The organism is Methylobacterium sp. E-065, from assembly GCF_022829605.1.
Taxonomy (GTDB): domain Bacteria; phylum Pseudomonadota; class Alphaproteobacteria; order Rhizobiales; family Beijerinckiaceae; genus Methylobacterium.
Genome location: NZ_JAKSYD010000199.1, coordinates 1 through 25,174 on the forward strand (window position 1 = coordinate 1; position 25,174 = coordinate 25,174).

Genomic DNA, 25,174 nt, shown 5'->3' on the forward strand with positions numbered 1-25,174 from the left:
TCACAGCGCCAAATACCCGTCGGTGAGCTCAGAAAGAAGAACAACAGATCAGCACAAGTCTCTCACGCCAGGCCACTAAGACCTAGCCGCAAGGACAAACGCCGCCCGCGTCTCCCTTCCTCAATTCCAACTTGTCAAAGATCAGTACAAACTTTCATAAGTACCTTTCGAAGAGAAGTCAAGTACCTTGGCTTTCGCCAGATCTACTTTTCTTAACCTCGGGAAACCCGCCCGACCCGGCCGTTTTGCTTCGGCACCGCGTCGGGAGGCGCCGTATAGGCTGAGCCCGCCCGGCCTGTCAACCGACCTTTTCCCGGCGAAACAACCGGACCCGGAAGCCCGGCATCCCGTCGGCGGACAGCGACACCCCCTGAAGGGCGGCCCCATCCATTCGCACGTGAAAGGCATCTCGCAACCCGCCGGAGCTAAGCCCGACACGGCGACGCCCCGCCGAAGCGGAACCGTGCAATCCGTGGCTGAGAGATTTCGGCGGACGGTGTTCCGTTGCTGCCGATGGACCCGATATGGCGAAACTCGGCCGATCTTGCAAGGCTCGTGGCGTCGCAGGGCTGTCCCATGCGTCCGCAGCGGGCTTATGGCAGCACCGGGCTGCGATGCGCTCGCCCCGCACAGCATCTTCTGGACGGACCCGCCGGGCGTTCCAGCACCAGGCCCAGCTGCGCGTGCCGCGCGAGGGCGCACGATTGACCTGAGGGAGACGGCCTCGGCTCCGTCGCTGCCTTCATGCGGGTTCGGCAACCGACGGGTGAAACCCGCGCGTCACGCCGTCGAATAGGCGTCATCGCGACCAGTCCCGGACCGAACGGATGACGTTGATGAACGACCTCACAGGGGCGCCGCCCGGTATGACCGGGCGCAGCCTGCTCCTGCGCCTGTCCATGATCGGCGCGGTGGTGGCCGGCACGGCCGGTGGCTTCGCGTATGCGGGGGGCTGGCTGTCGCCCGGCCTCCTCACCCCGGCGCGAATCGTCGATCGCTTCGAGGCGGTGAACGGCCCCCATCCCGGCTTCCGGCGCAACCACGCCAAGGGCCTGTGCGTCGCGGGGCGCTTCGCCGCCAACGGCGCGGGCGCGCGTCTCTCGACAGCCACCGTGTTCGCCCCCGGGCAGGTGACCCCCGTCCTGGGTCGGGTCGCGCTGGCGGGCGGGCAGCCCTACGCGGCCGATGCCGAGACCACCGTGCGCAGCCTCGCCCTGCAGTTCCGATCGCCGGACGGCGCGGAATGGCGCACCGGCATGAACAACATCCCGGTCTTCCCCGTGCGCACGCCGGAGGCCTTCTACGAGCAGCTCCGCGCCGCCAAGCCCGATCCCGCCACCGGCAAGCCCGACCCCGCCCGCATGGCGGCGTTCTTCGCGGCCCATCCCAAGAGCGCGCGGGCCGCGTCCCTGATCAAAGCGCGGACCGTCACCACCGGCTTCGCCGACAGCACCTTCTGGAGCCTGAACGCCTTTCGGTTCGTGGCCGCCGACGGCACCGTGCGACCGGTGCGCTGGGCCTTCATCCCGGAGCGGACGGCCGCGCCCGAGACCGCCGGCGGGACCGGTTCGCCCGACCCAAATGGGCTGTTCGATGCGTTCGAGGCGCAGTTGCGCCAGGGTCCGCAGCGCTGGCACCTCGTGGTGACGCTCGGCCGGGCGGAGGACCCCACCGCCGACGCGACGCAGCCCTGGCCCGCCGACCGCGAGGGCGTGGATGTCGGCACCCTGACTCTCACCGAGACCATGCCGGAAGCGCCCCACACCTGCCGGGACGTCAACTTCGACCCGCTCGTCCTGCCGGAGGGCATCGCACCGAGCGACGATCCGCTGCTCAGCGCGCGCTCTGCGGCCTACGCGCAGTCCTTCACCCGCCGCGCCGGCGAGGCGAAGGCGCCGAGCGCCGTGACCGCGCCGATCCACGGAGCTGCCCTGTGACCGAACCCGCGCGCTTCAACTGGCCGGCCCGCCTGTTCCACTGGGGCATGGCGGCGATGATCCTCGCCATGCTGCTGATCGGCGTCGCCATGGTGACGTCGCTCGCCGACTATCACGCCTTGGTCGCGCTGCACCGACCCCTCGGCCTCCTGATCCTGCTCCTTGCCGGCCTGCGGCTGGTCAATCGCTGGCGCCATCTGCCCCCGCCCCTGCCGGCGGATCTGCCCGCGTGGCAGCGGATCGCGGCGCACGGCTCGCATATCGCGCTCTACGGGCTGATGCTGGCCCTGCCGCTGGTCGGCTGGGGCATGCTGTCAGCGGCACGCTATCCGATCGTGCTGGCCGGGCCGGTGGTGCTGCCGCCGATCCTGCCGCAGGACCCGATGCTCGCCGCGGCGCTGCGGCACCTCCATACCGGGCTCGCCTATGCCCTGTTCGCCGTCTTTCTGGCGCATCTCGGGGCGGCGCTGATGCACGCGCTGATCCGCCAGGACGGCGTCTTCGCCAGCATGGCCCCCTGGCGACCACGTCGGTAAGGTCCGGGCGGCATCGGGCCGGCCGACCTGATATCCGCACTGCGTGTTTCCCAGCCGGTCCGGTCGATGGCCGGGGGCCGCGTGGCGCCCCCGGCCGGTTCTCTCAGGTCAGAGGCTGGGGTGCAGGCCCCGAACCGGGCTCACGCCCTCCAGCACCGAGGCCGCGTGCAGGATCGTCGACTCCGCCTGCCAGCTTCCAACCAGCTGCACGTTGATCGGCAGGCCCTCGCGGCTCGTCCCAAACCGCATCGACAGGCCCGGCAGGCCGGTGACGTTCAGGGGCACGGTCGCGCCCTGCAGATAGGTCAGATCGACCGTCTCGCCGTTGACGACGAGTTCCTGGATGCCGTGCTTGTGCGCCGGTACCGGCAGCACCGGGGTGAGGAGCACGTCGAAGGTCCGGAAGAAGGCCGCGTAGCCGTCCCGGAGCCGCTCCGCCGCCTGCTCGGCCGCGACGTAGTCCTCCACCGACGTTTCCGGCAGGGACAACATGGTCTTGGCCATCTTGTACATCTGGTCCTCGTGCCCGGCCGTCGCCGCGCGGAACGCCGGCTTCATCTCCATGACGTGGAGCGTGTTGAACACGTCGAGGGCGAAGTCGCGCTCCAGCGCCGGGATGCGCACCTCCTCCACGTGGTGACCCTCGCCCTTGAGGGCCTCGGCCGCAGCCTGCACGGTCGCGGCGACCTCCGTGTCGATGGGACCGAAGCCCGGCCCGACCATCCAGCCGACCCGGAGCTTGCGATCCGGCGCGGCGCCGAGGCCGGCATCGAACGGGACGGTGCTGCTCGCGAAGGCGTCCTGCCCGTCGGGACCGGCGATTTGCGAGAACGCGAGCGCGAGGTCGCGGATCGAACGCGCCATCGGGCCGACGTGCCAGAAGCGGCGGGGCGCCCGCGGCCAGATGCCGGTCATGGGCACGCGCCCGTGGGTCGCCTTCAGCGAGACGATGCCGGTCTGCGCGGCCGGGCCGCGCACCGATATCGCGAGATCGGTGCCGAGGCCGAGCGGCGACATACCCGCCGCGATGGCCGCCGATTCGCCGCCGCTGGAGCCCCCCGGCGTACGCTCAAGGTCCCACGGGTTGTTCGAGCGGCCGGAGAGCAGGTTGTCGCTCTCGATCCAGTAGGAGAACTCCGGGAGGTTGGTCTTGGCGAGCAGGATGCCGCCGGCCCTCTTCAGGCGCGCCACGCTGGTGGCGTCGGCGTCGGGCACCCGGCCCTTGAAGATCGGCGAGCCGCGTTGGGTGAGCACGCCGGCGGTGTCGATGGAGTCCTTCACGGTGAACGGCACGCCGTGCAGGGGCCCGAGTTCCCCGCCGGCCATGAGTGCCGCCTCCGCGTCCCGCGCGGCGGCCAGCGCACCTTCCGCGACCGCGACGATGGCATTGACCTTCGGATCGACCGCGTCGATGCGGTCGAGGTGCGCCTGCACGACCTCGACCGGTGAGAGCTGCTTGGTCCGGATCAATTCGGCGAGCCGGGTCGCGTCCGAGAAAACGATGTCCGTGGTCATGGGCTGGATCCTTCGAGGTCGCCGATGCGAGTGGCGTGCGCCGCTTCGGGAGGGTGACGATCAGGGGTTGGGTGGCAGGATTCGGCGCCGCCGGGGGCGCCTGCGTCCTCAGCGGTTGGCGAGGCGGGCGACGAGACGCTCGGCGGCGGGGCCGGAGGAGGCCGGGTTCTGGCCGGTGATGAGCAGGCCGTCCGTCACCACGAAGGGTCCCCAGTCGGCACCCTTGGCGTAGAGGCCGCCGTTCCGCTTCAGCTCATCCTCGACGAGGAACGGGACCACCTCTGTGAGGCCGACGGCCTCCTCCTCGGTGTTCGTGAAGCCGGTGACGTTCCTGCCTTCGACCAGCGGCTTCCCCTCGGGCGCCTTGGCATGGCGCAGGACGCCGGGGGCGTGGCAGACGAGGGCCACGGGCTTGCCGGCCCCGAGGGTGGTCTCGATCAGCGAGATCGAGGCAGGGTCCTCGGCGAGGTCCCAGAGAGGCCCGTGCCCGCCGGGATAGAAGACGGCGTCGAAACCCGCGTGGCTAACGGCGTCGAGTCGGCCCGTCTCGGCCAGCGCCGCCATGGCCGCCGCGTCGGCTTCGAAGCGGCGCGTCGCGTCCGTCTGGAAGCTCGGCTCGGCGCTCTTCGGATCGAGCGGCGGGCGGCCACCCTTGGGCGACACCAGGACCACCTCCGCCCCCGCATCCTTGAACACGTAGTAGGGCGCCGCGAGCTCCTCCAGCCAGAAGCCGGTCTTCCGGCCGGTGTCGCCGAGCCGGTCGTGCGAGGTCAGCACCATCAGGATCTTCATCGTCGGTCTCCAGGTCTTTCGCTTGTGTTGGGAAGGTTTTGGGTTCGGGGCCGAGCTCGGAGCGGGCCCGGGGGAGGCGAGCCGGCGCTAGCGCGCCTTCGCGGTGCGTCCGGCCGCCGCGTCGCGCGGCTGCGCGGCTTGTGCAGGGCGGAACTCCGGGTTCGCGCGGCGGACCTCGTCGAACCGGGCCATGCGGACGGCGCCGATGGTCTCAAGGGTGATCCGCTCCTGCGCCGTTGCTTGGGGTCCGGTCAGGAGTGCCATCAGCCCCGCGGCGATGAGGGTCGCGGCGACAGAGGTTTTGGCGTGGTGGGGCATGGGTTTTCTCCGTCTGTGTGCCGCTCCCTGACCGGCCGGGGGGGATGATTGGCCCAGCTGAGAGTAGACCGGTCGTCTTAGATTTGGACGCAACGAGGGGCTGCGTCCTGCGAAGGTGGAGGCGGTGGATCAGCGCGCGGTGAGGCCCAGGATGCGCCGGGTCGTCCCGATGGCCGCCGCGAACGGTGCGTCGGTCCGGACGATCTTGGCCATCAGGCTCGCACCGAGCCAGACGTGGTACAGGTCTTCGGCGGTCGTATGCGGCTCGCTCTCGACCGTGAGCGAGCCCTCCGCCACGCCCGCCGCAATGGCTTGCGACAGCCGTTCGATGATCGCAGCGGTACCGGCCTTGAGGGCCAAGCGCATCGCCTCGGACAGGTCCGAGACTTCCGCCGCGAGCTTCACCGCGAGGCATTTACGCTGGTAGTCGACGCTGCCCTGCGTCGCCTGCCATTTGCGCCAGTAATTCATCAGGCGCTCGGCATGGCTCAACCCCGGCTCGGCAAGCGTCGTGTCGAGGTCGGCGAGATAACTTTCGAAGTAGTCCGCCAAAAGAGCCTCGCCGAAGGCCTCCTTGGATCCGAAGTAGTGGTAGAACGACCCTTTCGGCACGCCGGCCGAGGTCAGGATCTCGTTGAGCCCAACCCCGGAGAACCCCTTCGCGCCGATCAGGCCGTAGGCGGTGTCGAGGATCCCCTGCCGGGTGTCGGTATGTGCGGTGACGCGTGCCATGACGGTGAGATAGGCGGGATTAGACCGGTCGTCTAGTGGTCCTTCGCATTTTTTGTTCGCAAGGCTGATTGAGCTTGGCCAAGTCGTTGTGCTGACCCTGATGCAAGCTACGACCGTCTTTAGAGCCGTATCCGCTTCCAAGCTGCGGGGGTGTCACCTGCTTCGATCAAATCCCCTCGAACATAACCACCACCCGAGCGCGTCGGCCACGGTCAGATGCGTGGAACACAGGCGATCAAGGACCGGATATCGTTCTCTTGAAAGTCTGATCCGTTCTCCATAAAGAACGCGCCAGGGTTCGGCCGGAGGCGCCGCCCGGGCATGGAGGAGAGTCGATGTCAGACGGATTCGCGGCCCGTACCGTCGCGGCAGCCAATGGTGTTGCGCAGGATTCGGCCTTCGGGGCGGTCATCGCACCGATCCACCTGTCGACCACCTTCAAGTTCCCGGCCTTCGAGCAGCCCGGCCCGTACGATTACTCGCGCCTCGGCAACCCGACGAGGGACGCGCTGGCCGACACGATCGCCAAGCTCGAAGGCGGCGCCCGGGCCGTGATCGTGGCGAGCGGCATGGCGGCCCTCGACCTCGCCCTGTCGAGCCTGCGGCCGGGCGACCTGCTAGTCGCGCCGCACGATCTTTACGGCGGCACACACCGCCTGCTGAGCTTCCGCGCCGCCCGAGGCCATTACCGTGTGGACTTCGTCGACCAGACCGACCCGGACGCCTTGGCGGCGGCGCTCGCCGGACGGCCGAAGGTCGTGCTCATCGAGACGCCGAGCAACCCGCTGATGCGAGTCGTGGATGTCCGGCGCATCGCCGCCGACGCTAAGGCCGCGGGCGCCCTCGTGGTGGTCGACAATACCTTCCTGTCGCCGGCCCTGCAGCAACCGATCGCCCTGGGGGCGGATCTCGTCGTCCACTCCACCACGAAGTTCCTCAACGGTCATTCCGATGTGATCGGCGGGGCGGTGATCGCCGCCGACAAGGCCGTGGGCGAGGAACTCGCCGCCTGGGCGAACACGATCGGCGTCACGGGCTCGCCGCTCGACGCCTACCTGACGCTCCGGGGCCTGCGGACCCTGTTCGTGCGCGTGGACCAGCAGCAGCGCAACGCGGGGCGGATCGCCGCCTTCCTGGATGCGCATCCGGCCGTGAGCCGCGTCCACTACCCGGGCCTGCCGTCCCATCCCGGGCACGCCCTCGCCAAGGCGCAGCAGGCGGGCTTCGGCGCCATGCTGAGCTTCGAACTCGCGGGCGGGCTCGATGCGGTGCGGGCGTTCGTGGGCGCCGTGCGGGTCTTCACCCTGGCCGAGTCCCTGGGCGGGGTCGAGAGCCTGGTCGCCCACCCGCCGACCATGACCCATGCGGCCATGGACCCGGACGCGCGGGCGATCGCCGGCATCACCGACGGGCTGCTGCGCCTCTCGGTCGGGCTGGAGGCGGAGGACGACCTGTTGGCCGACCTGTCGCGCGGCCTCGAAGCCGTGGGTGGGTGAGCAGGCCGCTCACCCCTCCTCGATCACGCTGAACCAGGACTCGTCCTCGACTACCCGGAAGCGGGAGAGCCGCAGGGTCTGTGAGCGCTCGGCGGCCTCGTCCCGGCACTTGAGGACGTGGACGGCCCGGTTGACCACCTGCAGATTCGGCGCGCCCCAGTATGCGAGGAGGTCCGGCCAGGGACGGGTGCGGTGCTCCCGCCAGACCTGATAGAGCGGCAGGGCGTGATCGACCTCGGCGGCGCGCAGCAGCCGCTTGCCGGAGGTCGCGCAGCGATGCCGCTGACGAAGCTTCAGCGCCCGGACCTGCGCGTGCGGGGCGAGCCAGAACTTCCAGGCCGTGACACAGGCCGCATGCCAGCCGGCCCTGGCGTTGGGCGTACCGCCGCCCCAGAGATCCCGGTGCCAGCCGAACCGGTAGACCGGCTGGCCGCAGATGCAGCAGGCGCCGCGGCCGCGGGCGAAGGCGGGATCCCGAAAGGGCGCGGGCGGTGTCCGGAAACTGCCGGTGCGCCCCTCCCCCGAGCCGTCACGGCCGATCTGCCACGTCCAGCCCTCCGGCGTGCCGGAGCGGGCCGCCAGGGCGCGGGCGAGCCGGTCAGCCCGGAGAACATGGCTGCGCCAATAGCTCTCCACGGCGAGGCGCGGCGTCGGCGGAGTTAGGGGCCGCGCCAGGGCGTGCCGGAGGACCGGGACGGGGAAGACCGGCGGCAGCGCCCGCTCCAGTCGCGCCCGAGCCTGCACGTTCCGAAGGGTGCGCCACTGCGATGTCGTCATCCCGGTCGGTGCTACTAGAATGCGGGCGGGACCGCGATGACGCCGCCGCCACAGGGGTTGTCGCATAGGGTAAACGCAATGTTTCCCGTGAAACATCGACGGCCTGGACGCACCTGAAGCAGCGCGGCCTCCAGAGTGCTCGTTGCCACCGTGCCAGGCGGGTCTTAGGACGACCGGGCTTGAAGCGCTCGCACCCGTCCCTCCGGGTCGGCCAAGGATATCCGCCGTGCTCACCGGTCCGTGCCTCATCGTCCAGCCGATCCACGCGGCGGGTCTCGATCGGCTGCGCGCGGCCGGGCTTGAGCCGCGCGCAGCCCGCGGCACCGACGCCGAGACCCTGGCCCGCGACGTCGCCGGCTGCGTCGCGGTCATCACCCGCAACACCGGCTTCCCGGCCGAGGCCATCGCGGCGGCAACGGAGCTGCGGGTGATCGGCGTGCACGGCACCGGCACCGATCACGTGGCCAAGGCGGCGGCGAGCGAGGCCGGCATCGTGGTGGTCAACACCCCCGGCGCCAACGCCGTCTCGGTGGCCGAGCACACGCTGGCGCTGATCTTCGCCCTGGCGAAGGCCCTGCCGGGGGCCGACCGGTCGGTCCGGCAGGGCGACGACAGCTTCAAGTTCACCACCCGCTTGGTCGAGCTCGCCGGCCTCACCCTCGGCCTCGTCGGGTTCGGGGCGATCGGGCAGGCCACGGCCCGGCTCGGCGGCGCCCTCGGCCTGCGGGTCCTGGCCTACGGACCGAGCCGCCCGGAAACGGATTTCGCCACGGCCGGCGCCCTGCGCGCCACCTCGGTGGAGGCGGTGCTGGCAGAGGCCGACATCGTCTCGCTGCACCTGCCGCTCACGCCCAGCACACGCGGATTGATCGGCCGGGAGCAGTTCGCCCGGATGAAGCGAGGCGCGTTCCTGATTAACACCAGCCGTGGCGGCCTGATCGACGAGGCGGATCTGATGGACGCCCTGGAGGCCGGCACGATCGCCGGCGCCGGGCTCGACGTCTTTGCGCAGGAGCCGCTGCCCGGAGGCCATCCCCTCGCCGACCAAGAGCGGGTCATCCTCACGCCCCATGTCGGCGGCTCGACCGAGGCTGCCCTGATCCGTACCGCCGAGACCGCCGCGACCCGGGTCATCGACGTGTTGGCCGGTCGTCATCCCGGCGGACTGGTCAACCCGGAGATCTGGGATCGGCGGCGCGGGGTGTGAGACAGCTCCGTGCCGGGCGGGCTCGACATACTGAGGCATGACGTCAAAGCATGGAGGCTATGAAAGCGCGTGGTCCGCATGCCTTTCGGCGCGTCGAGCCATTGCCTACCGCACTGCGATATCCTATCTGTGCATTGCGGGATGGCGATGGCGTCGCCCTCCCGCTGCCCTTCTTGGGCGTTTCCTCCCTAGACTTCGGGCCGCTCCTTCGGGAGTGGCCTTTTTTGTTTTCGGACCTGATCCAACGTCGGCTGCCGTTCTCGGAACACTATTAAACAGTCAAGCGGAACCGGGAGCTTGACCGTACGTTTTCCCGTCATGAAATACGCCCGCCCTATCCTCGTAACCACGGTCCTTGCCGTATTCGGGCTGGGCGTGGCGACTCAGAACCTGCATTCACGCGATCGCAACGCGCCGGCACGGCCCGTCGCGGTCGCCGAATCGATCAAGCCGGTGGCCTGGATCGATCCGCCGGCCCGCGGCACCCCCGAGATTATCCCGGCACCCGCATCGGTGCAGCCGGGGCTCCAGACCGCCGCCGCAACCCCACCGGCTGCGACAGCTCTCCCCATCGAACCGCCCCGCAGCAGCGCGAACCACCGGGGGAAGGCAGCGGAGCGGAAGAACCGATCCAGGGTTGCCCATCTAAATCGTCCCACCCGCGCCCGCACCGCTGCAGTCGATCCCGCCGTGATGCCGCAACCTGCGCCTCGGCCGACACCGGACGCGTCGGGGCGGATCGATCCGATCGGCGACATCCTGCGCGGCCTCGGATTCGGCCGCGACAGCTGATCCGCGCCTCCTACTCGACGTGGATGGTCAGCTTCATCTTCGGATGAATGCCGCACTGGATCACGAAATCTCCCGGCTCGACCAGCGTCAGCCGTGTCTCGGTGCCGGGCTCCTGATCGCCGGCATCGAACGAGAACCGATCCGCTTCGATGAAGGCATGGTGGGTGAAGCTCTCATCGCCGTTGCGCAGGGTGATCGTGTCGCCCCGCCGGAGATACAGGTCGGTGGGCGCATAGTGGCGGCCTTTCTGCAGCACGATCCGGGCCGCGGTCGATAGGGTCGCCCGCGCGGTTTCCAGCGCTGCGCCGGTGGCTGCGAGGGTGAGCGTACCGACAATGAGGACGGAACGCAGGCGCCTGCTGGCAGGGGGCATGATGGCGTCCGCGATGACATCGAAGGGACCCGCACGATCCGGCTCGCTGACCGGGTGTTCGGACTCTGTTGCAGTGCATGGTGAGGGATGCCCGTGAACGAATCGATACGACGATCGTTCAAATTTGAGCGAGCCTCAGAAATCTAACCCATGTTTTACTGTATGTACCTGGTTCTCAACAGTATTCACGTCTAAATCCACGACCTCGTGAGCGCAGTCGCAGGCCGCGAGGGCGCGGCCCACGTGCTCGCGGAACACCCGGACCCGGGCGGGCAGCTCGCGACCGGCCAGGGTGACGGCGCGCAGGGCTGCACCCCGGGTCGCCCAGGGGGCCAGCACGCGCTGGAGCTGACCCGCCGCCACGGCCCGGGCGGCGACGAGGCTGGGGAGATGGCCGATCCCGGCGCCCGCCAGGGTCAACCGGAGCGCGGTGGCGAAATCGCTGACGCGGATCGCCGGGTTCACGGAGAGCGGCTCGGTGCGGCCCTGGCCGTCGGTCAGCGCCAGCGCCGCCGCGCCGAAGCGTTCGCGGGCCAGGATCAGGTCGTGATCGTGCAGGGCGGCGAGGTCCGCCGGGGCCGGCCGGCGCAGCAGGTAGGCGGGGGCGGCGTAGAGGGCCGCCGTCAGCGTCGCCAGGACGACGGCGCGATAGCCGGTCTCCTCGGCGCTGCCGAGCCGCAGGGCGAGGTCGATCCGGTTGGCCGCCAGATCGAGGCGCGCGTCGGTGTTCAGCATCTCCACGGTGATCTGCGGATAGGCCTCGCGGAAGCTCGCGATGATCTCGGGCATCACCTCGATGCCGAAATCGATCGAGGTGGTGATCCGCAGGTGCCCGGCCGGCACCGTCCGGGCATCGCGGGCGGTCTCGGCGGCCTCGTCGAGGAGGGTCAGGCTCTCCTGCGCCTTGGCGTAGAAGGCGAGACCCTCGGCGGTCGGCGAGACCGCCCGGGAGGTCCGCGCCATCAACCGGACACCGAGTGCCCGCTCCAGCCGCGAGATCCGCCGGCTGACGCTGCCCTTGGTCTCCCGCAGGCTGGCCGCCGCGGCCGTGACCGTGCCGAGATCGACGACCGTGCAGAACGCCCGCACATCGTCCAGCCCGCCGCGGAAGGTTTCCGTTTTCGCAACCATGGGGTTCCGGATAGCAGGCTCAACCGGGGCCGTGAACGGGGCTACACGGCTGCTGCGGCGCAACGAATCGCGCTCGACCGTCTGCTCTGCAGGAGACACCATTGAAGTCGATTCTCGCCTCCGGCCTTCTGGCCCTGCTGGTCGCCACCCCAGTTCTGGCTCAGACCCCGCCGACCCGCGATCCCGCCCAGATCCAGGCCGGCACCTACGCGGTCGATCCGGGCCACACCCAGGTCGGCTGGCGCGTGTCCCATATGGGCTTCTCGAACTACGCCGGCGGCTTCTCGGACGTGTCGGGCACGCTGGAGCTGCAGCCGAAGAACCCGGCCGCCGCCAAGCTATCGGTGAAGATCCCGGTCGCCTCGGTGACGACCACCAGCGCCAAGCTCACCGACGAGCTGAAGGGCGACCAGTGGCTCGACGCCGCCAAGTTCCCCGACATGACCTTCGTGTCCACCAAGGTCGCCCCCGCGGGCAAGGACCACGCGAAGGTGACGGGTGACCTGACGCTCCACGGCGTGACCAAGCCGGTGACGCTCGACGTCACGCTGGTCGGCGCCGGTGTGAACCCGCTGAGCAAGAAGGTCACGGTCGGCTTCGAGGCCACCGGCACGCTCAAGCGCTCGGAATTCGGGGTGAAGACCTACGTGCCGCTCATTGGCGACGAGTTGCACCTCACCATCGCGGGCGCCTTCGAGAAGCAGGACTGATCGGAAAGGATCCGCCATGGCGAACGGGGTTTCCGCGCGGCGGTACTCCGCCGTGGCGATCCTGCTGCACTGGGCGAGCGCGCTCTGCGTGCTCGTCCTGATCGGCCTCGGCCTGACCATGACGCACGCGGCCCTGGCGCCGCTTCGCCAATTCCAGCTCTACCAGTGGCACAAGTCCGTCGGCGTCACGGTGCTGGCGCTGACCGCCCTGCGCGTCCTCTGGCGCCTGACCCACCGGCCGCCGCCGCACCCGGCCGGGATGCCGGCGCGGGAGCGCCGCGCGGCCGGGGCGGCGCATGCCCTGCTCTACCTGCTCCTCGTCGGGCTGCCCCTGACCGGCTGGGCAGTGGTGTCGCTGTCGCCGTTCAACATCCCGACGGTGCTGTACGGGATCGTGCCCTGGCCACACCTACCGCTGGCGGGCCTCGTCCCGGACCCGGCCGCCGCCGAGGGGATCCTGAAGCAGGTCCACGCCCTGGGGGCGTGGTTTCTGGCGGCTTTGCTCGCCGTCCACGTGGCGGCGGCCCTGCGCCACCACCTCCTCCTGCGCGATGACGTGCTGCGCCGGATGCTGCCGGGGCACCCTCTGTCGCCCGCCCCCACCGTGGAGCCGACCCAATGAACACGCGTCACCTCTGCCTGCTCGCGGCGCTGCAGGTCGCGGCCCTGCCGGCAGCGGCCGCAGAATGGGCGGTGGATCCGGGCAAGAGCGTGATCCGGTTCTCCGGCGTGCAGGTCGGTGTCCCATTCACCGGGCGGTTCGAGCGGTTCAAGGCCGCGGTGGATTTCGACCCCGCCAAGCCCGAGGCAGGGCATGCGCTCGTGCTGGTCGACCTCGCCAGCGCGCGAACCGGGGACGTCCAGCGCGACCAGGCCCTGCCGCAGAAGGACTGGTTCGACGTCAAGGCGGCGAGCGAGGCGCGCTTCGAAGCGACCCGCTTCGTCGACAAGGGACAGGGCGACTACGCGGCGATCGGAACGCTGACGATCCGCGGCACGAGCCGGCCCGTGACACTGCCGTTCCACCTGACCCTGGACGGCGGCGCGGCGCACGCCACCGGGCGCGTCGGCCTCATCCGCACCGAATTTGGCGTCGGTCAGGGCGCCTGGGCGTCGGGGCAGTGGGTGGCGCTCGATGTGGGGGTCGAGGTCGACATCGTCGCGACGACGTCCGGCCACTGAGGCGGCCCTTTACCCCGGCCGGTCCTCCGATCCGGTCCCCAGCGCTCGCTGCACCATCACGCTGTCGGCCCAGTGGCCGTACTTGAACGCCACCGCCCGCAGGAAGCCGACCCGCTCGAAGCCGCAGGCCTCGTGGAGGCGCAGCGAGGCCTCGTTCTCAGCGTCGATGTAGCCGATGATCTGCCGGTAGCCCCCCGCCGCGCAGGCCTCGACCAGCGCAGGCAGCAACCGCCGGCCGATCCCCGCGTGCAGGTGGTCGGGATGCACGTAGATCGAGTGCTTGAGCGTGTAGCGATAGGCCGGGCGCTTCCGGAACGGCACCGCGTAGGCGTAGCCCGCCACCACGCCGCCGCGGTCGGCCACGAGGTGCGGCAGGCGCTTCTTGCGCATCGACTTGCGCCGTCGCTTCAGGTCGTCGGGCAGGAGGCGGGCCTCCTCGAAGGCCCCGACATCGCCCACGCCCTTGCCGATATGGTGTTCGTAGATCGCCACCATCGCCTCGAGATCCGCGTCCGAGGAGGCGCGGATGACGATGTCGGGGCTGGGCCGCGCAGCAAGCGGCCCGGGGGGCTCGACCTCGATTTCCATCAGGCACCCTCACGCACGACGTAGGTGTGGAAGCGGATCCGCCCGTCCGGCTCGACCTCCCGGTAGACGCCCTGGATCTCGGCCTCGAAGCCGGGGAACAGGTTGGCGGAGGCCTCGAACATCTTGAAATAGTCGAGCATGGGCGCGGCCCGCTCGTCGAGTCGCTCGCCCGGCAGCACCGTGCCGATGCCCGGGGGATAGACCAGCATCAGGGTGCTGGCGATCCGGCCCTCGGCTTCCGCAATCGGCACGTAATCGACCTTGTTGCGGGTCAGCATCTGGGCGGCGCGCTTGGGCGGCATCACCATCTCGGGCAGGTGATCGGAGGCGAATTGCCGCCGCTGCAGCGTGGAGGTGCCGGCCTCCCGGTGGAAGGCGTGGAACTCGGCGCACAGGTCGCGCAGGCGCACGCCGCGGTAGCGGTTCGGCCGGCGGGCGACGAACTCCGGCATGGCCTCCTCCAAGGGCACGTTGTCGTCGTGCAGCCGCTTGAAGGCAACGAGGCCCGAGATCAGCGTGCCGGCCTTGGAGGATTCGACCCCCGGGGTCAGCAGGAAGAGCAGCGAGTTCAGGTCGTTCTTCTCGGCGACGATCCGGTTCTCACGCAGGTATTGCGCCACGATCGGCGCCGGCACGCCATGCGCAGCATAGGCGCCGGTCTTCCGGTCGAAGCCCGGGGTGAGCACCGTGAGCTTGTTCGGGTCGGTGATGGCGTAGCCCGGCGCCACATGGGTGAAGCCGTGCCAGCGCGCGCCGGGCTTCAGCTCCCAGTGGCGGGGCGTGGCGGCCAGCTCGTCGGTGGGCACGCTCTCCCAGGGCACCTCGGCCCCGTCGGCATTCTTGGTCACGTCCGGCACGAAGGGGTCGAAGAACCAGCGCCGGGCCGGATCGCGCTCGTTCTCCTCGAATTCCCGCCGGATCGCCCGAACCTTCTTGCGCCACTCGATCCCGAGCCGGATCGTGTCGTCCCACAGGATCATGCCCGAGCGCCCCTTCATCATCTGGGCGCCGACGTCGAGCGAGGCGAACAGGGGATAGAAGGGCGAGGTCGAGGCGTGGACCAGAAAGCTCTCGTTGAGCCGCTTGTGCTCGACCCGCCGGGTCTGGCCGCGGATATGGCCGTCCCGGGTGTGGATCTGCGAGGCCTGGCTGAAGCTCGCGAGCTGCTTGTGGGTCGATTGCGTGGCGACGATGCCCGGCGAGGTCTCGTCGAGCCCGGTCAGCCCCATGGCGAAGCGGCGGGCGTAGAGCGGGTGGAACTTCATGAAGCCCGCCCAGGCCTCGTCGAACAGGATGTAGTCGCAGAGGTGGCCGATCTTCTCCAGGATCTCCTGGGCGTCGTAGATCGTGCCGTCATAGGTGCATTGCTCGATCACCGCGACGCGGAACGGCCGCTCCCGGCGCCACGCCTCCGGATCGGTCACCAGCGGGTTCCGGCGGATCTTCTCGCGGATCCGCGTCTCGTCCAGGGCCTCGTGGTAGATCGGGCCGATCAGCCCGTAGGCGTTGCGGTCGGTCTCCAGAAAGATCGGGATGCCGCCGCCGAGGAACAGGGCTCCGTGATGAGCCGCCTTGTGGTTGTTGCGGTCGAACAGGACGAGATCGTCCTCCGCCACCAGGGACGACAGGACGATCTTGTTGGAGGCCGAGGTGCCGTTGAGGACGAAGTAGGTTTTTTCCGCCCCGAAGATCTTGGCGGCCTCCTTCTGGGCCTTCAGCGCCGGGCCCTCGTGGGTCAGCAGGTCGCCGAGATCGAGCACCGAGTTGTCGAGATCATCGCGAAAAATCGCCTCGCCCAGGTGCTCGACGAAGATCCGGCCGATCGGAGACCGGTTGTAAAAAATGCCGCCGTTGTGGCCCGGGCAGGTCCAGAGCTGATTGCCCTTCTCGGCGTAGTCGACCAGCGCGCCGAAGAACGGCGTCTTGAGGGATCCGGCATATTGCGTGACCCGGCTGACGAGGCCGCGGGCGATGAATTCCGGCGTCTCCTCGGCCAGGAAGATGTAGCCGTCGATGAAGTCGAGCAGCTCGACCGGGATGTCCTCCAGCCGCTTGCGGCGGACCATGATGACGATCGGCATCTCCAGGCCGCGCTTGCGCATCATGTCGATGAGGGCGGCGGTCTTGCCGTCGAGGCCGCGCTTGCCCCAATCGACCACGAGGCAGCCGACCGCCGCGTCGGTCTGGACCGCGATCGCCGCGTCCTCGACGCGCCGGGCGCGCACCACCTCGAAGCCGCGACTCTCCACCGCCGCCACGATCTGATTGACGCGCGCGCCTTCCAGATCGTCCGGATCGAAGGCCGGCGTGCACATCAGGACCGTGAAGCGACGGTGGAAGTCCATGGAGCTCTCTTTGCCAGGGATACAGGCGAGGCTTTCTGGCCGGTCCGTGACGATTGGATGACAGCGCTGGACCGGCGCGATGAATCGTCGGATCAGGCGCCGCCCGATCGCCCGTCGTGCCCGATCAGCCGCTCGACCTCGGCCAGCGCGACGGCGCGGGCGGCATGCTCGGAGGCGTGCGGGCGGTACGATCCCCGGACCAGCTTGCCGCGGTCGCGGATCGCCCAGGTGAAGCCGCCCGGGTCATGCCGGCTCGGTCTCACCTCAACCGTGTAGAGATGCCCGCAATTCACACCCATCGATCGAATGTGCGGGAGATCGCGCGGTCGGCACAGGGGGTGCGACCGTGAGCGGCAGCAAACCGGCTATCGAATGTGCCGCTTTCGACCAGGGGCGGGCTGCGCGGGTGCATCCTGAGCAGGCTCCGCGAAACCGGCGACCTTCGTCCCGAACCAGACCACGTGTTTGGGTCCGCTGCCCCGGCCGCTGGCATGGACGCGCTGCTCGTCCACGTCGAAGCCGGAGCGCTGCATCCGGCTCTTGAACTTCCGGTCCGGGGCGCCCGACCAGACGCCCAGGATCCCGCTCGGCCGCAGGGCCCAGCGGGCCCGCTTCAGGCCCCAATTGTCGTAGAGCCGGTCGTTCGACCGGCGCATCAGGCCCTCCGGGCCGTTGTCGACATCGAGCAGGATCGCGTCGTAGCGCTCCGGCCCGGCCTGGATCAGGCGGTTCACGTCGGCCTCCTGCAGGTCGACCCGCGGATCGTCCAGACAGCCGGCGAAGACATGCGCCAGGGGCCCCCGCGCCCAGGCGATCACCGCCGGCACCAGCTCGGCCACCACCACCTGCGCTTCGGGGCCGAGATTCGCCAGCGCCGCGCGCAGGGTGAAGCCCATGCCGAGCCCGCCGATCAGGATCCGGGCTCGCGGCCGATCCACGAGCCGCGCGCAGGTCAGCGCCGCAAGCGCCACCTCGGAACCGCTGCGGCGGTTGTTCATCAGCTCGATCGTGTCGGCCAGGATCGCGAATTCCTCGCCGCGCCGCATCAGCCGCAAGGAGGTGCCACCACCGGGCACGGATCCGGTATCGAGATGAACCCAGGGTATCACGGGCGGCGTCCTCGTCTGGCGCGGGGGTGTCGGGGGGCGCCGGGCGCGGCCTATGCGCGCCGCATGGCCCCCACATGTCGCAGCGGCTTGCCGCAACCAATTCCGGCGGCGTATCAGCACCTATGGCCAAGCGTATCAAGTCGAGACCGCAAGAGCGGGGTTTTGTGATGTTCGATGTCGTCTATACCGACGGCTCCCGGGCCTCGAACCGGCGGGTGCCGATGGAGATCCTGGGCGGCCTGGACGGCGACGAGCCGGCCCGCGAGCTCATCCTCGAACAGGAGGCGGAGATCGCCCTCAAGGCGGGGCGGCCCAGCCGCGAGATCCAGAGCCTGACCCGCTCGCCCATCGTCAAGCCGAAGCCGGTCGAATGACGGGGCGCGCGCTCCGCCGAAGTGGACACCGGTTCGGCGCAAGAGCGCGCACGACGACAAGGGCTTAGCGCCGGTCAGGCCGTCTCGGCCGTCCTGCGGGCGACCTCGTCCTGCAACGCCGCGTTCATCTCTGCGAGCCGGGCCTGCATGCGCCCCTGAAGCCAGGGGAACAGCACGGGGGCAAGCCAGCCAGCGCAGGTCTCCGCTTGCACAAGATCGACGCCCTGCCGGGTCTCGGTGATTCGAACGTCGTGCGTGCCGGTGCTCAGGTGCGGCATCGGCAGGCGCAGAATCGGGATGCCGCCGCGCCAGGTCAGGCGCCGGCCGGGCTCCCAGCAGGTCACCTGCACGCGCACGGTCTGGAACGTGCGGCCGTTCAGGGTCAGTTCCAGGCGCCACTGCGCGCCCGCGCGCCGCTGCCCCGTGGCCTTCCGGATGAACGGGTTCCAGTCCGGATAGGATTCGAGGTCCGTCAGCACCGACCAGACCATCCCGGCCCGGGCGGGAATCGCGATTGTCGTGCTGCTGACCCGGCCGGCCGTCCGGCTCTTGTCGACTGTCCCCTTGCCGACCGTCATGCGTCCCTCCCGCGCCTGCCGTGGAGAACACCCGTGGACGAAGAACGGTGCGGATCAGAGCGCGCCCTCGACCACCTCCAGGGCCCGCAGGACCGCGAAGCCGATCCGCTCGGCCTCGGCCTCCGCGTCGGCACTGGCCGGCAGCAGGGCCACGGTCTCGACCTCCGGCTCATCCTCCGGACCGACCACGATCCGGAAGACCTCGCCCTCCTGCGCCGCCGGATCCCGGATCAGGCCGACCCGGTGGCCGGCCCCCGTACCGAGCACGCGCAGGAACGGCTGACCGGCCTCCTCCGGCCCGGCGGGAGCGGGACGGCGCGGGGCGCCGAAGGCCGGGCGGATGACGTTGTCGTCGGGCATGATGGCCTTTCCCTCAACCGCCCTTGGCCCCGGTGGCCACGCCCGCCGTCGCCAGAACCGCGTCGGCCAGGACCTCCAGACCGGCCCCGGCCCAGTCCGGCGTGATGCTCTCGGCCTCGTTGTGGCTGATGCCGCCGTGACAGGGGCAGAACACCAGGGCCGCGGGGACCGCGCGGGCGCAGTAGACGGCGTCGTGGTAGATCGCCGTCGGCATCCGCGTCCAGGCATGGCCCCGGGACTCGGCGGCGGCCTGGACCCGGTCGACCAGCACGGGATCGAACGGGGTCGGCGGCGCGCGCCAGAAGTCTTCCACGCGGATTGAGACGCCGCGCTCGGCCGCCAGGGCGTCGGCCCGGGCCTGGATCTGGATCCGCATCGCCTCCAGCTGCTCGGTGTCGCCGTGGCGCGTGTCGAGGCTGAACCAGACCCGGCCCGGCGTGATGTTGCGGCTTTCCGGCTCGGCCTTCAGCACGCCCACGGTGGCCCGCCCGCGCTCGCCGCTGGCCGCCACCGCGTCTCGGGCGATGCCTTCGAGAGAAGCGATCAGCGCCGCCGCAGCCATCAGGGCGTCGCGCCGCCCCTCCATCGGGCTGCCGGCATGGGCCTCCTCGCCCTGCACGGTGATCTCGTACCAGATCTGCGCCAGCGCCCGGTCGACCACCCCGATGGTCAGGCCCGCATCCTCCAGGCGCTTGCCCTGCTCGATGTGCAACTCGAAATAGGCGCCGATCGCCCGCAAATCCGCAGGATCCGCCTCGCCCTGCCAGCCGATGCGGCGCAATTCGTCGCCGAAGGCGTGGCCCGACAGGTCCCGGGTCGCCAGGATGTCCGCCTCCGGGACGATCCCCATGGCGACGCCGCTGCCGCTCATCGGCGGCGGGAAGCGCGAACCCTCCTCGTTGCACCAGTTGATCAGCAGGAGCGGCGCCTCGGTCTCGATCCCGGCCTCCTGCAGGGCGCGCATGATCTCGAGACCGGCCAGCACGCCGAGCGGTCCGTCGAACTTGCCCCCGGTGGGCTGGGTATCGAGGTGGCTGCCGACCGCCACCGGCTTCAGATCCGGGTTCCGCCCCGGGCGGCGGAAGATCATGTTGCCGATCCGATCGACCGTGAGCGTGAGCCCCGCCGCCTCGCCCCAGCGCTGGAACAGGGCCCGTCCCTCCGCGTCGCGGTCGGTCAGGGTCTGGCGGTCATTGCCACCGTTGGGCAGCGCCCCGATCCGGGCGAGCTCCATCAGGCTGTCCCAGAGCCGGTCGTGCGAGAGCGGGAGATTGATGCGATCCACGATGCGATGCCCCTCTGCCGAAGGCGTCCCGGAGGCGGGAGGTTAGGCCGCGATCCCGATCGGCGCCAGGGACGGGCCGGAGTCAGGCTTTACGATCCGGCGGCCGGTACCGATCGTGGCCGTCCTGCAGCCGGACGGGGGGAGTATCGCCGGATGCGGCCCCGCCCGGCAAAACAGTCCAAGGGTCGGCCTTTTGTACACATTCATACATATTAACCTGAAAATACCGCTCCCATCGCAAAATTGACCTGTGTTACTTTCTATGACAACTTGGCGCGCACCTCGAAAGCACTCGAGTATCTGACCTGTCCGGACAGCAACGTCGCGGGCGTCCGCCGGAGGGCTGATCCGCTCGCGGAACGATGGCCAGAGCAGACCGGATGAGGGGTTCTCATGCTACTGGCGTCCACGGCGGCTCCAGCCCTGCAGGCTGCGGGATTCATCGGTACCTGGGATACGGATGTTTCAGCCGGTCGATCCGTGCTCGACCTAGGCGCCGCCTCCATACTCGCGGGCAATCCCGGCCTGGTCGGCAAGCCGGTACCCCTCAATGTCGCCCTCGGGCGGATCCACCCGGAGGACCGCGACCCGATCTTCGAGACGATCCAGCACCTTCGGCAGACCGGCGGACCGGTCGCGATCGCGTTCCGCATCTTGACCGGGGCCGGCGAAACGCGTCGGATCCTCAACCAGGGCCATCTGGCGCCCGACGAGACCGGGCGCCTGCAGGGGTGCGGTGCCTATATCGACATCACGGAGTTTCACGGCGGTTGGGCGTCACCGCGTAGTGGCATCCCGGAACCTGCAGAGACGCTCGATGCGGCGGCCGATCATTGCATCCAGGCCCATACCGCCCTGGAGCGTCATGGGGACGCTGCCCTGCACATGCTCTCGCGGATGCTGCTGCTCGGGGTCGGACGCGCGCTCGCGCAGCGCGCGTCCTGAGCCGAGCCTTACGTCCGCCAGGGATGGGCCGGCAGTTCGGTTTGGCCGATGGCCTTGGCGCCAGCCTCCGCGACCGTGTGGTCGTTCTCCACCGTGGAGCCGCTGACCCCGATGGCACCCGACATGACGCCGTCGGCATCGACGATCGGGATCCCGCCCGGGAAGGTGATCAGCCCGTCGTTCGAATGCTCGATCCCGTAGAGCGGGCCGCCGGGCTGCGACAGCTGGCCGATCTGGCCGGTCATCATGCCGAAGAACACCGAGGTCTTGGCCTTCTTGTGGGCGATGTCGATCGAGCCGACCCAGGCATCGTCCATGCGGTGGAACGCCTTGAGGTTGCCGCCGGAATCCACCACCGCGATGCACATCTGGGTGCCGAGTTCGATCGCCTTCGCCCGGGCGGCGGCGATCGCCTTGTCGGCCTGCTCAATCGTGACGTGCATGGGACACTCCCCTCCGCGGTTTCTACGCGACAGCCTGTGACCGTTTGAAGCGGCCGGCGCAAGCTCAGCCGGCGCGCTCCCGGGCAGTGCGGATGCGATCGAGCAGATCGGACGCCAGCGCCGCGCAGGACGCGGCATCGGGACAGAGCTGTTTCCAGACCACGCGGCCTTCGCGCAGGATGACGCCGTCCGTCACCGGCAGGGCGGGCAGCGGCCGGTCCGGCCTGAGATCGGCCGCCACGCCCTGGGGACCGCCCCGGAGCCGGGCGACGCCCAGTTCGCAGCAGGCCGCGCGCAGCCGTGCGAGGTCAAACAGGGCCAGCATCGGCGCAGGGGCGGCGCCGAACCGGTCCTCGACCTCCCCGGCCAGCGCATCGATCGCCTCGGCCTCGCGCAGGCGCAGGAGCCGCGTGTAGAGGCTGAGGCGGATCTCCGGCTCCGGCACGTAATCCTCGGGGATCCGGCTCGGCAGGCCGAGCTCGATCTCCGGGCTCCAATCCTCGGCGCGCCCACCCTTGGCGGCGGTGAGCGCCAGCTGCAGCAGGTGCTGGTAGAGGCCGAGCCCGACGAGCTTGGCGTGCCCGGCCTGGTCCTCGCCGACGAGGTCGCCGGCCCCGCGCAGGTCGAGGTCCCGGGCGCTGACCGCGAAGCCGGCACCGAGCCGGTCCAGGGCCTCCAGGGCGCGCAGGCGTTGGAGCGCCGCCGGCGGCGGGGGCGCGGCCGGATCGCTGAGCAGGTGGACGGTACCGCGCCGCTGGCCGCGGCCGACGCGGCCTCGGAGCTGGTGGAGCTGCGCGAGCCCGAATTTCGCGGCCTCCCAGACCAGCATGGTGTTGGCCCGGGGCACGTCGAGCCCGCTCTCCACGATGGCGGTGGCGAGCAGCACGTCGCCGTCGCCCTCCGCGAAGCGGACCATGACCTCGTCCATGGCCGACGGCTTCAGGTCCCCGTGGGCCACCAGGATCGAGAGATCCGGCACGAGGGCGCGCAGGCGCTCGGCCATGGGGGCGATGTCCTCGATCCGCGGGCAGACCACGAAGCTCTGGCCGCCCCTGCGATTCTCGCGAACCAGCGCCTCACCCACAGCCTCGGCATCGTAGGGCGCCACGACGGTCCGGACCGGCTGACGCAGGGCCGGGGGCGTGGCGAGCACGCTCAGGCTCTGGAGACCGACGAGCGCCGCCTGAAGCGTGCGCGGGATCGGCGTCGCGGTGAGGGTGAGCACATGGCCGCCTTCGGCGAGACGACGCAGGTCCGCCTTCATCTTGGCGCCGAAGCGCTGCTCCTCGTCGATTACCGTCAGGCCGAGATCGGCGAACTGAACGCCCTTGCCGGCAAGCGCATGGGTGCCGACCACCAGCCGGACCGTGCCGTCGGCGAGCCCCGCCTTGACGCGCTTGGCCTCAGCCGGCGCCACGAGGCGGGAGAGCTGCGCGACCTCGATGCCGAACCGGCCGAAGCGGCGGCGCAGGATCTCGGCGTGCTGGCGGGCCAGGACGGTGGTCGGGGCGATGAGCGCCGCCTGCTTGCCGGAGAAGACAGCGGCCGCCAGCGCCCGCAAGGCCACCTCGGTCTTGCCGAAGCCGACATCGCCGCAGACCAGCCGGTCCATCGGCCGGCCAGAGGCGAGGTCCGCCATCAGTTCGTCGATCGCAGCGGACTGATCGGGGGTCGGCGCGAAGCCGAAGCCGGCGGCGAAGCGCTCCATATCCTTGGCCGGGGGCGCCAGGACGGGGGCCGCGATCTCCCGCCGGGCATGGGCGGCCTCCAGCATGATCCGGGCGGTCCGCGCCATGGTGGCCTCGGCCTCCAGGCGGCGGCGGGGCCACGTGTTGCCGTCGAGCTTGTCGAGGGTGACGGCGTCGGGCTCCGGGCCGTAGCGCCAGATCCGGTCGGCCTGGGCCACCGGCACCATCAGGAGCGCATCACCGGCAAAGCGCAAGCGCAGGGCCTCGGAGGCCTCCTCGCCCTGGGTCGCCACCGGCTCCAGCCCCTCGAACACACACAGGCCGCGGTCGCGGTCGACCGCGACGTCGCCGGGGCGCAGATCGACCTCGCCCATCGGCAGGATCGCCCGGGCGCCCCCCGTGACCGCGGCCTCCGGCCCGAACAGGTCCGCGGTCGCGATGACGGTCGCGCTCTGGTCGGGTGCCCGGAACCCGGCTCCAAGCGGCGCCTCCAAGGCGAGGACGTCCCCCGGCGCCGCCTTGGCCACATCGGCCCAGGCATCGATCAGGCGGATCGGGCGCTCGGCGATCTTGCCGGTCTGGCGCACGAGGCGTCGCAGCGGCTGGCGGCTGCCCGCCAGGACGATCACGTCGCCGGCCTTCAGCCGCTCGCGCAGCAGCTTGGCGAAGGCGGGGCCCGGCCGACGCTCCCGGGCGAAGGATGGCAGCGTCAGCGGCTCGCCAGCCGCCTCGGTGGCGGCGATCCGGTCATGGGCCGCCACGATGTCGCGCCACGCCTGCGGCGTGAGGTAGAGGCCCGCCCCGGCCTGCCCCCGGCCGCCGAGCCGGCCCCTTGCCTCCTCCATCTGCTCGAACACGGCATCGATCCGGGCCTGCGTGCCGTCCTCGATGACGAGACGCGCTGCAGGCACGTAATCGAGCAAGGTGACGAGGCGCGGGTAGTAGCGCTCGAGCCGGTGCTCCTGGCCGGTGAACGGCTCGAAGCTCTGCCCGGAGCCGGGCTCTAGGACGATCTCGGTCGCGGGATCGATCACGAGTTCGTCCGTCTCGGCCACCGAGCGCTGCGAGATCGCATCGTAGGAGCGGATCGCGGTGACGCGGCCGTCCGCGTGCTCGATCCGGCAGGGGCGCGGCGCCGCGGCCGGAAACACCTCCAGGGTGCGGCCCCGGACAGCGATTTCGCCGGGCTCGTCGACCCGCTCGTCCAGGATGTAGCCGAGGCGCTTGAGGTCGGCCGTCGCCGCCGCGACGTCGAGGGGGTCGCCGACCCGGAGCGTCACGCGGGCCGTCGCCCAGGTCTCCGGCGGGGGCACCCGCTGGATCAGGGCCGGGGCGGTCGTCAGCACGAAGTCGGGCAGCGCGTCCGGGTCGGTCAGCCAGCGCATCAGTGCGGCCCGGGCGCCCATGGTGGCCCGGGACGGCGAGGCGTGGTCGAAGGGCAGGCAATCCCATTCGGGGAAGATCGCGACCCGGGCCTCGGGATCGAGCGCCCGGAGTGTCGCGGCCAGCTCCTCCAGGCGGCGTCCGTCCCGGGCCACGTGGACGAGGGGCGCGGCCCCCGCCCCGTAGCCCAGGAGCGCCACCGCCAGGGCACCCGTGGGCATCAGCGGCGCGTCCTCGACGCCCTGCTGCGTGCCCAGCTTCAACTTGCGATTGGCCATGCCCATCCGAACCCGTGTCCTCATGCCGCCAACGCAGCGTGGGCCGCCGCGGCTCCCGGGCGCGGCAATCCCGTCCACAGGGCAGGTGTCGCGGGTCGGATTCGCGCCGGCCCGGAGGGGCAGGCGCGAATCCGACAGATCCGGGCGCTACGTCGACCCGGCACCGGGCGGGGAGCGGGGGCGCGAACACGAATTTTTGAACATGGCCCAGCACGATGCCGGCCGACACCCAGCGTCGCCACCGCGAAACGTGAGGGGTGCCGACACAATTTAAGATTGCAATCCGCAGCGGGGCAGTCG

General features: G+C 70.3%; 26 protein-coding genes. 10 read left to right on the top strand and 16 right to left on the bottom strand.

Annotated features, from left to right (window positions below; translation table 11 throughout):
• Positions 1-827 precede the first annotated feature (827 nt).
• Together MKK84_RS24120 and MKK84_RS24125 are read left to right on the top strand one after the other, a co-directional pair.
• The gene (locus MKK84_RS24120; RefSeq protein WP_243924462.1) at positions 828-1,937 is read left to right on the top strand and encodes a catalase family peroxidase; all 1,110 of its coding nucleotides are present in this window, start codon (positions 828-830) and stop codon (positions 1,935-1,937) included.
• Positions 1,934-2,473, top strand: coding sequence for a cytochrome b (locus MKK84_RS24125; RefSeq protein ID WP_243924463.1), 540 nt, complete (start codon positions 1,934-1,936; stop codon positions 2,471-2,473). Before MKK84_RS24120 ends, MKK84_RS24125 begins: the two co-directional genes overlap by 4 nt.
• Positions 2,474-2,581: 108 nt before the next feature.
• On the opposite strand, the gene MKK84_RS24130 is transcribed toward MKK84_RS24125, so the two are convergent.
• The 4 genes from MKK84_RS24130 to MKK84_RS24145 all read right to left on the bottom strand — a co-directional run bounded on the left by MKK84_RS24130 (position 2,582) and on the right by MKK84_RS24145 (position 5,830).
• Positions 2,582-3,988, bottom strand: a complete 1,407-nt coding sequence (locus MKK84_RS24130; RefSeq protein ID WP_243924464.1) for an amidase — start codon at positions 3,986-3,988, stop codon at positions 2,582-2,584.
• 108 nt (positions 3,989-4,096) lie between these two features.
• Complete coding sequence (locus tag MKK84_RS24135) at positions 4,097-4,780, bottom strand: type 1 glutamine amidotransferase domain-containing protein (RefSeq protein ID WP_243924466.1); 684 nt, start codon at positions 4,778-4,780, stop codon at positions 4,097-4,099.
• An 87-nt stretch (positions 4,781-4,867) separates the two neighbouring features.
• Positions 4,868-5,098, bottom strand: coding sequence for a hypothetical protein (locus MKK84_RS24140; RefSeq protein ID WP_243924467.1), 231 nt, complete (start codon positions 5,096-5,098; stop codon positions 4,868-4,870).
• Positions 5,099-5,227: 129 nt separating this feature from the next.
• The gene (locus MKK84_RS24145; protein WP_243924469.1) at positions 5,228-5,830 is read right to left on the bottom strand and encodes a TetR/AcrR family transcriptional regulator; all 603 of its coding nucleotides are present in this window, start codon (positions 5,828-5,830) and stop codon (positions 5,228-5,230) included.
• A gap of 335 nt (positions 5,831-6,165) precedes the next feature.
• Between MKK84_RS24145 and metB the strand changes: the two genes are divergently transcribed.
• The gene (metB, locus tag MKK84_RS24150) at positions 6,166-7,326 is read left to right on the top strand and encodes a cystathionine gamma-synthase (protein ID WP_243924471.1); all 1,161 of its coding nucleotides are present in this window, start codon (positions 6,166-6,168) and stop codon (positions 7,324-7,326) included.
• Positions 7,327-7,335: 9 nt separating this feature from the next.
• Here the strand turns inward: metB and MKK84_RS24155 are convergent, their stop codons facing one another.
• Positions 7,336-8,103 carry a hypothetical protein gene (locus MKK84_RS24155; RefSeq protein ID WP_243924473.1) on the bottom strand — a complete coding sequence of 256 codons (768 nt, stop codon included), beginning with the start codon at positions 8,101-8,103 and terminating at the stop codon, positions 7,336-7,338.
• Positions 8,104-8,329: 226 nt separating this feature from the next.
• Between MKK84_RS24155 and MKK84_RS24160 the strand changes: the two genes are divergently transcribed.
• Together MKK84_RS24160 and MKK84_RS24165 are read left to right on the top strand one after the other, a co-directional pair.
• Positions 8,330-9,310 (top strand): hydroxyacid dehydrogenase, encoded by a 981-nt coding sequence (locus MKK84_RS24160; RefSeq protein WP_243924474.1) that lies wholly within the window; start codon positions 8,330-8,332, stop codon positions 9,308-9,310.
• 297 nt (positions 9,311-9,607) lie between these two features.
• Positions 9,608-10,102 (top strand): hypothetical protein, encoded by a 495-nt coding sequence (locus MKK84_RS24165; protein WP_243924475.1) that lies wholly within the window; start codon positions 9,608-9,610, stop codon positions 10,100-10,102.
• Positions 10,103-10,112: 10 nt separating this feature from the next.
• Here MKK84_RS24165 and MKK84_RS24170 read toward each other — a convergent pair whose 3' ends face one another.
• Both MKK84_RS24170 and MKK84_RS24175 read right to left on the bottom strand, forming a co-directional pair.
• On the bottom strand, positions 10,113-10,475 hold the full coding sequence (locus MKK84_RS24170) for a hypothetical protein (RefSeq protein WP_243924476.1): 363 nt from the start codon (positions 10,473-10,475) through the stop codon (positions 10,113-10,115).
• Between the two features lie 135 nt (positions 10,476-10,610).
• Positions 10,611-11,606, bottom strand: coding sequence for a LysR family transcriptional regulator (locus tag MKK84_RS24175; protein ID WP_243924477.1), 996 nt, complete (start codon positions 11,604-11,606; stop codon positions 10,611-10,613).
• 101 nt (positions 11,607-11,707) lie between these two features.
• On the opposite strand from MKK84_RS24175, the gene MKK84_RS24180 reads away from it, so the two are divergent.
• From MKK84_RS24180 to MKK84_RS24190, 3 genes are read left to right on the top strand one after another with little or no spacing between them, the layout of a single operon-like run.
• The gene (locus MKK84_RS24180; protein WP_243924479.1) at positions 11,708-12,316 is read left to right on the top strand and encodes a YceI family protein; all 609 of its coding nucleotides are present in this window, start codon (positions 11,708-11,710) and stop codon (positions 12,314-12,316) included.
• A 16-nt stretch (positions 12,317-12,332) separates the two neighbouring features.
• The gene (locus MKK84_RS24185; RefSeq protein WP_243924481.1) at positions 12,333-12,938 is read left to right on the top strand and encodes a cytochrome b; all 606 of its coding nucleotides are present in this window, start codon (positions 12,333-12,335) and stop codon (positions 12,936-12,938) included.
• The gene (locus MKK84_RS24190) at positions 12,935-13,498 is read left to right on the top strand and encodes a YceI family protein (protein WP_243924483.1); all 564 of its coding nucleotides are present in this window, start codon (positions 12,935-12,937) and stop codon (positions 13,496-13,498) included. Before MKK84_RS24185 ends, MKK84_RS24190 begins: the two co-directional genes overlap by 4 nt.
• Positions 13,499-13,507: 9 nt before the next feature.
• Here MKK84_RS24190 and MKK84_RS24195 read toward each other — a convergent pair whose 3' ends face one another.
• The 4 genes from MKK84_RS24195 to MKK84_RS24210 form a co-directional block, all read right to left on the bottom strand.
• The gene (locus MKK84_RS24195; protein ID WP_243924485.1) at positions 13,508-14,086 is read right to left on the bottom strand and encodes a GNAT family N-acetyltransferase; all 579 of its coding nucleotides are present in this window, start codon (positions 14,084-14,086) and stop codon (positions 13,508-13,510) included.
• The gene (locus MKK84_RS24200) at positions 14,086-16,431 is read right to left on the bottom strand and encodes an Orn/Lys/Arg decarboxylase N-terminal domain-containing protein (protein ID WP_243924487.1); all 2,346 of its coding nucleotides are present in this window, start codon (positions 16,429-16,431) and stop codon (positions 14,086-14,088) included. Before MKK84_RS24200 ends, MKK84_RS24195 begins: the two co-directional genes overlap by 1 nt.
• A gap of 92 nt (positions 16,432-16,523) precedes the next feature.
• Positions 16,524-16,730 carry a hypothetical protein gene (locus MKK84_RS24205; protein ID WP_243924489.1) on the bottom strand — a complete coding sequence of 69 codons (207 nt, stop codon included), beginning with the start codon at positions 16,728-16,730 and terminating at the stop codon, positions 16,524-16,526.
• Between the two features lie 66 nt (positions 16,731-16,796).
• Entirely contained in the window at positions 16,797-17,540 is a 744-nt protein-coding gene (locus tag MKK84_RS24210; RefSeq protein WP_243924491.1) for a spermidine synthase, read from the bottom strand.
• A 122-nt stretch (positions 17,541-17,662) separates the two neighbouring features.
• On the opposite strand from MKK84_RS24210, the gene MKK84_RS24215 reads away from it, so the two are divergent.
• Positions 17,663-17,914 carry a hypothetical protein gene (locus MKK84_RS24215; RefSeq protein WP_243924492.1) on the top strand — a complete coding sequence of 84 codons (252 nt, stop codon included), beginning with the start codon at positions 17,663-17,665 and terminating at the stop codon, positions 17,912-17,914.
• 74 nt (positions 17,915-17,988) lie between these two features.
• Here the strand turns inward: MKK84_RS24215 and MKK84_RS24220 are convergent, their stop codons facing one another.
• Genes MKK84_RS24220 through MKK84_RS24230 form a run of 3 tightly spaced genes read right to left on the bottom strand, consistent with a single transcriptional unit; the run spans position 17,989 to position 20,137 of the window.
• Positions 17,989-18,492 (bottom strand): SRPBCC domain-containing protein, encoded by a 504-nt coding sequence (locus MKK84_RS24220; RefSeq protein ID WP_243924493.1) that lies wholly within the window; start codon positions 18,490-18,492, stop codon positions 17,989-17,991.
• Positions 18,493-18,546: 54 nt separating this feature from the next.
• Entirely contained in the window at positions 18,547-18,852 is a 306-nt protein-coding gene (locus MKK84_RS24225; protein WP_243924494.1) for a hypothetical protein, read from the bottom strand.
• 13 nt (positions 18,853-18,865) lie between these two features.
• Positions 18,866-20,137, bottom strand: coding sequence for a Zn-dependent hydrolase (locus MKK84_RS24230; protein WP_243924495.1), 1,272 nt, complete (start codon positions 20,135-20,137; stop codon positions 18,866-18,868).
• Positions 20,138-20,530: 393 nt separating this feature from the next.
• On the opposite strand from MKK84_RS24230, the gene MKK84_RS24235 reads away from it, so the two are divergent.
• Positions 20,531-21,082: a PAS domain-containing protein gene (locus tag MKK84_RS24235; protein WP_243924496.1), complete on the top strand. Its 552-nt coding sequence runs from the start codon at positions 20,531-20,533 to the stop codon at positions 21,080-21,082.
• Between the two features lie 8 nt (positions 21,083-21,090).
• Here MKK84_RS24235 and MKK84_RS24240 read toward each other — a convergent pair whose 3' ends face one another.
• On the bottom strand, positions 21,091-21,525 hold the full coding sequence (locus MKK84_RS24240; protein WP_243924497.1) for a GlcG/HbpS family heme-binding protein: 435 nt from the start codon (positions 21,523-21,525) through the stop codon (positions 21,091-21,093).
• A 64-nt stretch (positions 21,526-21,589) separates the two neighbouring features.
• On the bottom strand, positions 21,590-24,874 hold the full coding sequence (locus tag MKK84_RS24245; protein WP_243924500.1) for a DEAD/DEAH box helicase: 3,285 nt from the start codon (positions 24,872-24,874) through the stop codon (positions 21,590-21,592).
• Positions 24,875-25,174: the final 300 nt, after the last annotated feature.

Excerpts from the sequence above, each read along its gene's own strand:
- MKK84_RS24130 (WP_243924464.1), bottom strand. The coding sequence starts at position 3,988 with ATGACCACGGACATCGTTTTCTCGGACGCGACCCGGCTCGCCGAATTG.
- MKK84_RS24185 (WP_243924481.1), top strand. The coding sequence starts at position 12,333 with ATGGCGAACGGGGTTTCCGCGCGGCGGTACTCCGCCGTGGCGATCCTG.
- MKK84_RS24120 (WP_243924462.1), top strand. The coding sequence starts at position 828 with ATGACGTTGATGAACGACCTCACAGGGGCGCCGCCCGGTATGACCGGG.
- MKK84_RS24225 (WP_243924494.1), bottom strand. The coding sequence starts at position 18,852 with ATGCCCGACGACAACGTCATCCGCCCGGCCTTCGGCGCCCCGCGCCGT.
- MKK84_RS24140 (WP_243924467.1), bottom strand. The coding sequence starts at position 5,098 with ATGCCCCACCACGCCAAAACCTCTGTCGCCGCGACCCTCATCGCCGCG.
- MKK84_RS24200 (WP_243924487.1), bottom strand. The coding sequence starts at position 16,431 with ATGGACTTCCACCGTCGCTTCACGGTCCTGATGTGCACGCCGGCCTTC.
- MKK84_RS24190 (WP_243924483.1), top strand. The coding sequence starts at position 12,935 with ATGAACACGCGTCACCTCTGCCTGCTCGCGGCGCTGCAGGTCGCGGCC.
- MKK84_RS24145 (WP_243924469.1), bottom strand. The coding sequence starts at position 5,830 with ATGGCACGCGTCACCGCACATACCGACACCCGGCAGGGGATCCTCGAC.
- MKK84_RS24175 (WP_243924477.1), bottom strand. The coding sequence starts at position 11,606 with ATGGTTGCGAAAACGGAAACCTTCCGCGGCGGGCTGGACGATGTGCGG.
- MKK84_RS24195 (WP_243924485.1), bottom strand. The coding sequence starts at position 14,086 with ATGGAAATCGAGGTCGAGCCCCCCGGGCCGCTTGCTGCGCGGCCCAGC.
- MKK84_RS24245 (WP_243924500.1), bottom strand. The coding sequence starts at position 24,874 with ATGGCCAATCGCAAGTTGAAGCTGGGCACGCAGCAGGGCGTCGAGGAC.
- metB (WP_243924471.1), top strand. The coding sequence starts at position 6,166 with ATGTCAGACGGATTCGCGGCCCGTACCGTCGCGGCAGCCAATGGTGTT.
- MKK84_RS24170 (WP_243924476.1), bottom strand. The coding sequence starts at position 10,475 with ATGCCCCCTGCCAGCAGGCGCCTGCGTTCCGTCCTCATTGTCGGTACG.
- MKK84_RS24215 (WP_243924492.1), top strand. The coding sequence starts at position 17,663 with ATGGCCAAGCGTATCAAGTCGAGACCGCAAGAGCGGGGTTTTGTGATG.
- MKK84_RS24205 (WP_243924489.1), bottom strand. The coding sequence starts at position 16,730 with ATGGGTGTGAATTGCGGGCATCTCTACACGGTTGAGGTGAGACCGAGC.
- MKK84_RS24240 (WP_243924497.1), bottom strand. The coding sequence starts at position 21,525 with ATGCACGTCACGATTGAGCAGGCCGACAAGGCGATCGCCGCCGCCCGG.
- MKK84_RS24135 (WP_243924466.1), bottom strand. The coding sequence starts at position 4,780 with ATGAAGATCCTGATGGTGCTGACCTCGCACGACCGGCTCGGCGACACC.
- MKK84_RS24220 (WP_243924493.1), bottom strand. The coding sequence starts at position 18,492 with ATGACGGTCGGCAAGGGGACAGTCGACAAGAGCCGGACGGCCGGCCGG.
- MKK84_RS24155 (WP_243924473.1), bottom strand. The coding sequence starts at position 8,103 with ATGACGACATCGCAGTGGCGCACCCTTCGGAACGTGCAGGCTCGGGCG.
- MKK84_RS24235 (WP_243924496.1), top strand. The coding sequence starts at position 20,531 with ATGCTACTGGCGTCCACGGCGGCTCCAGCCCTGCAGGCTGCGGGATTC.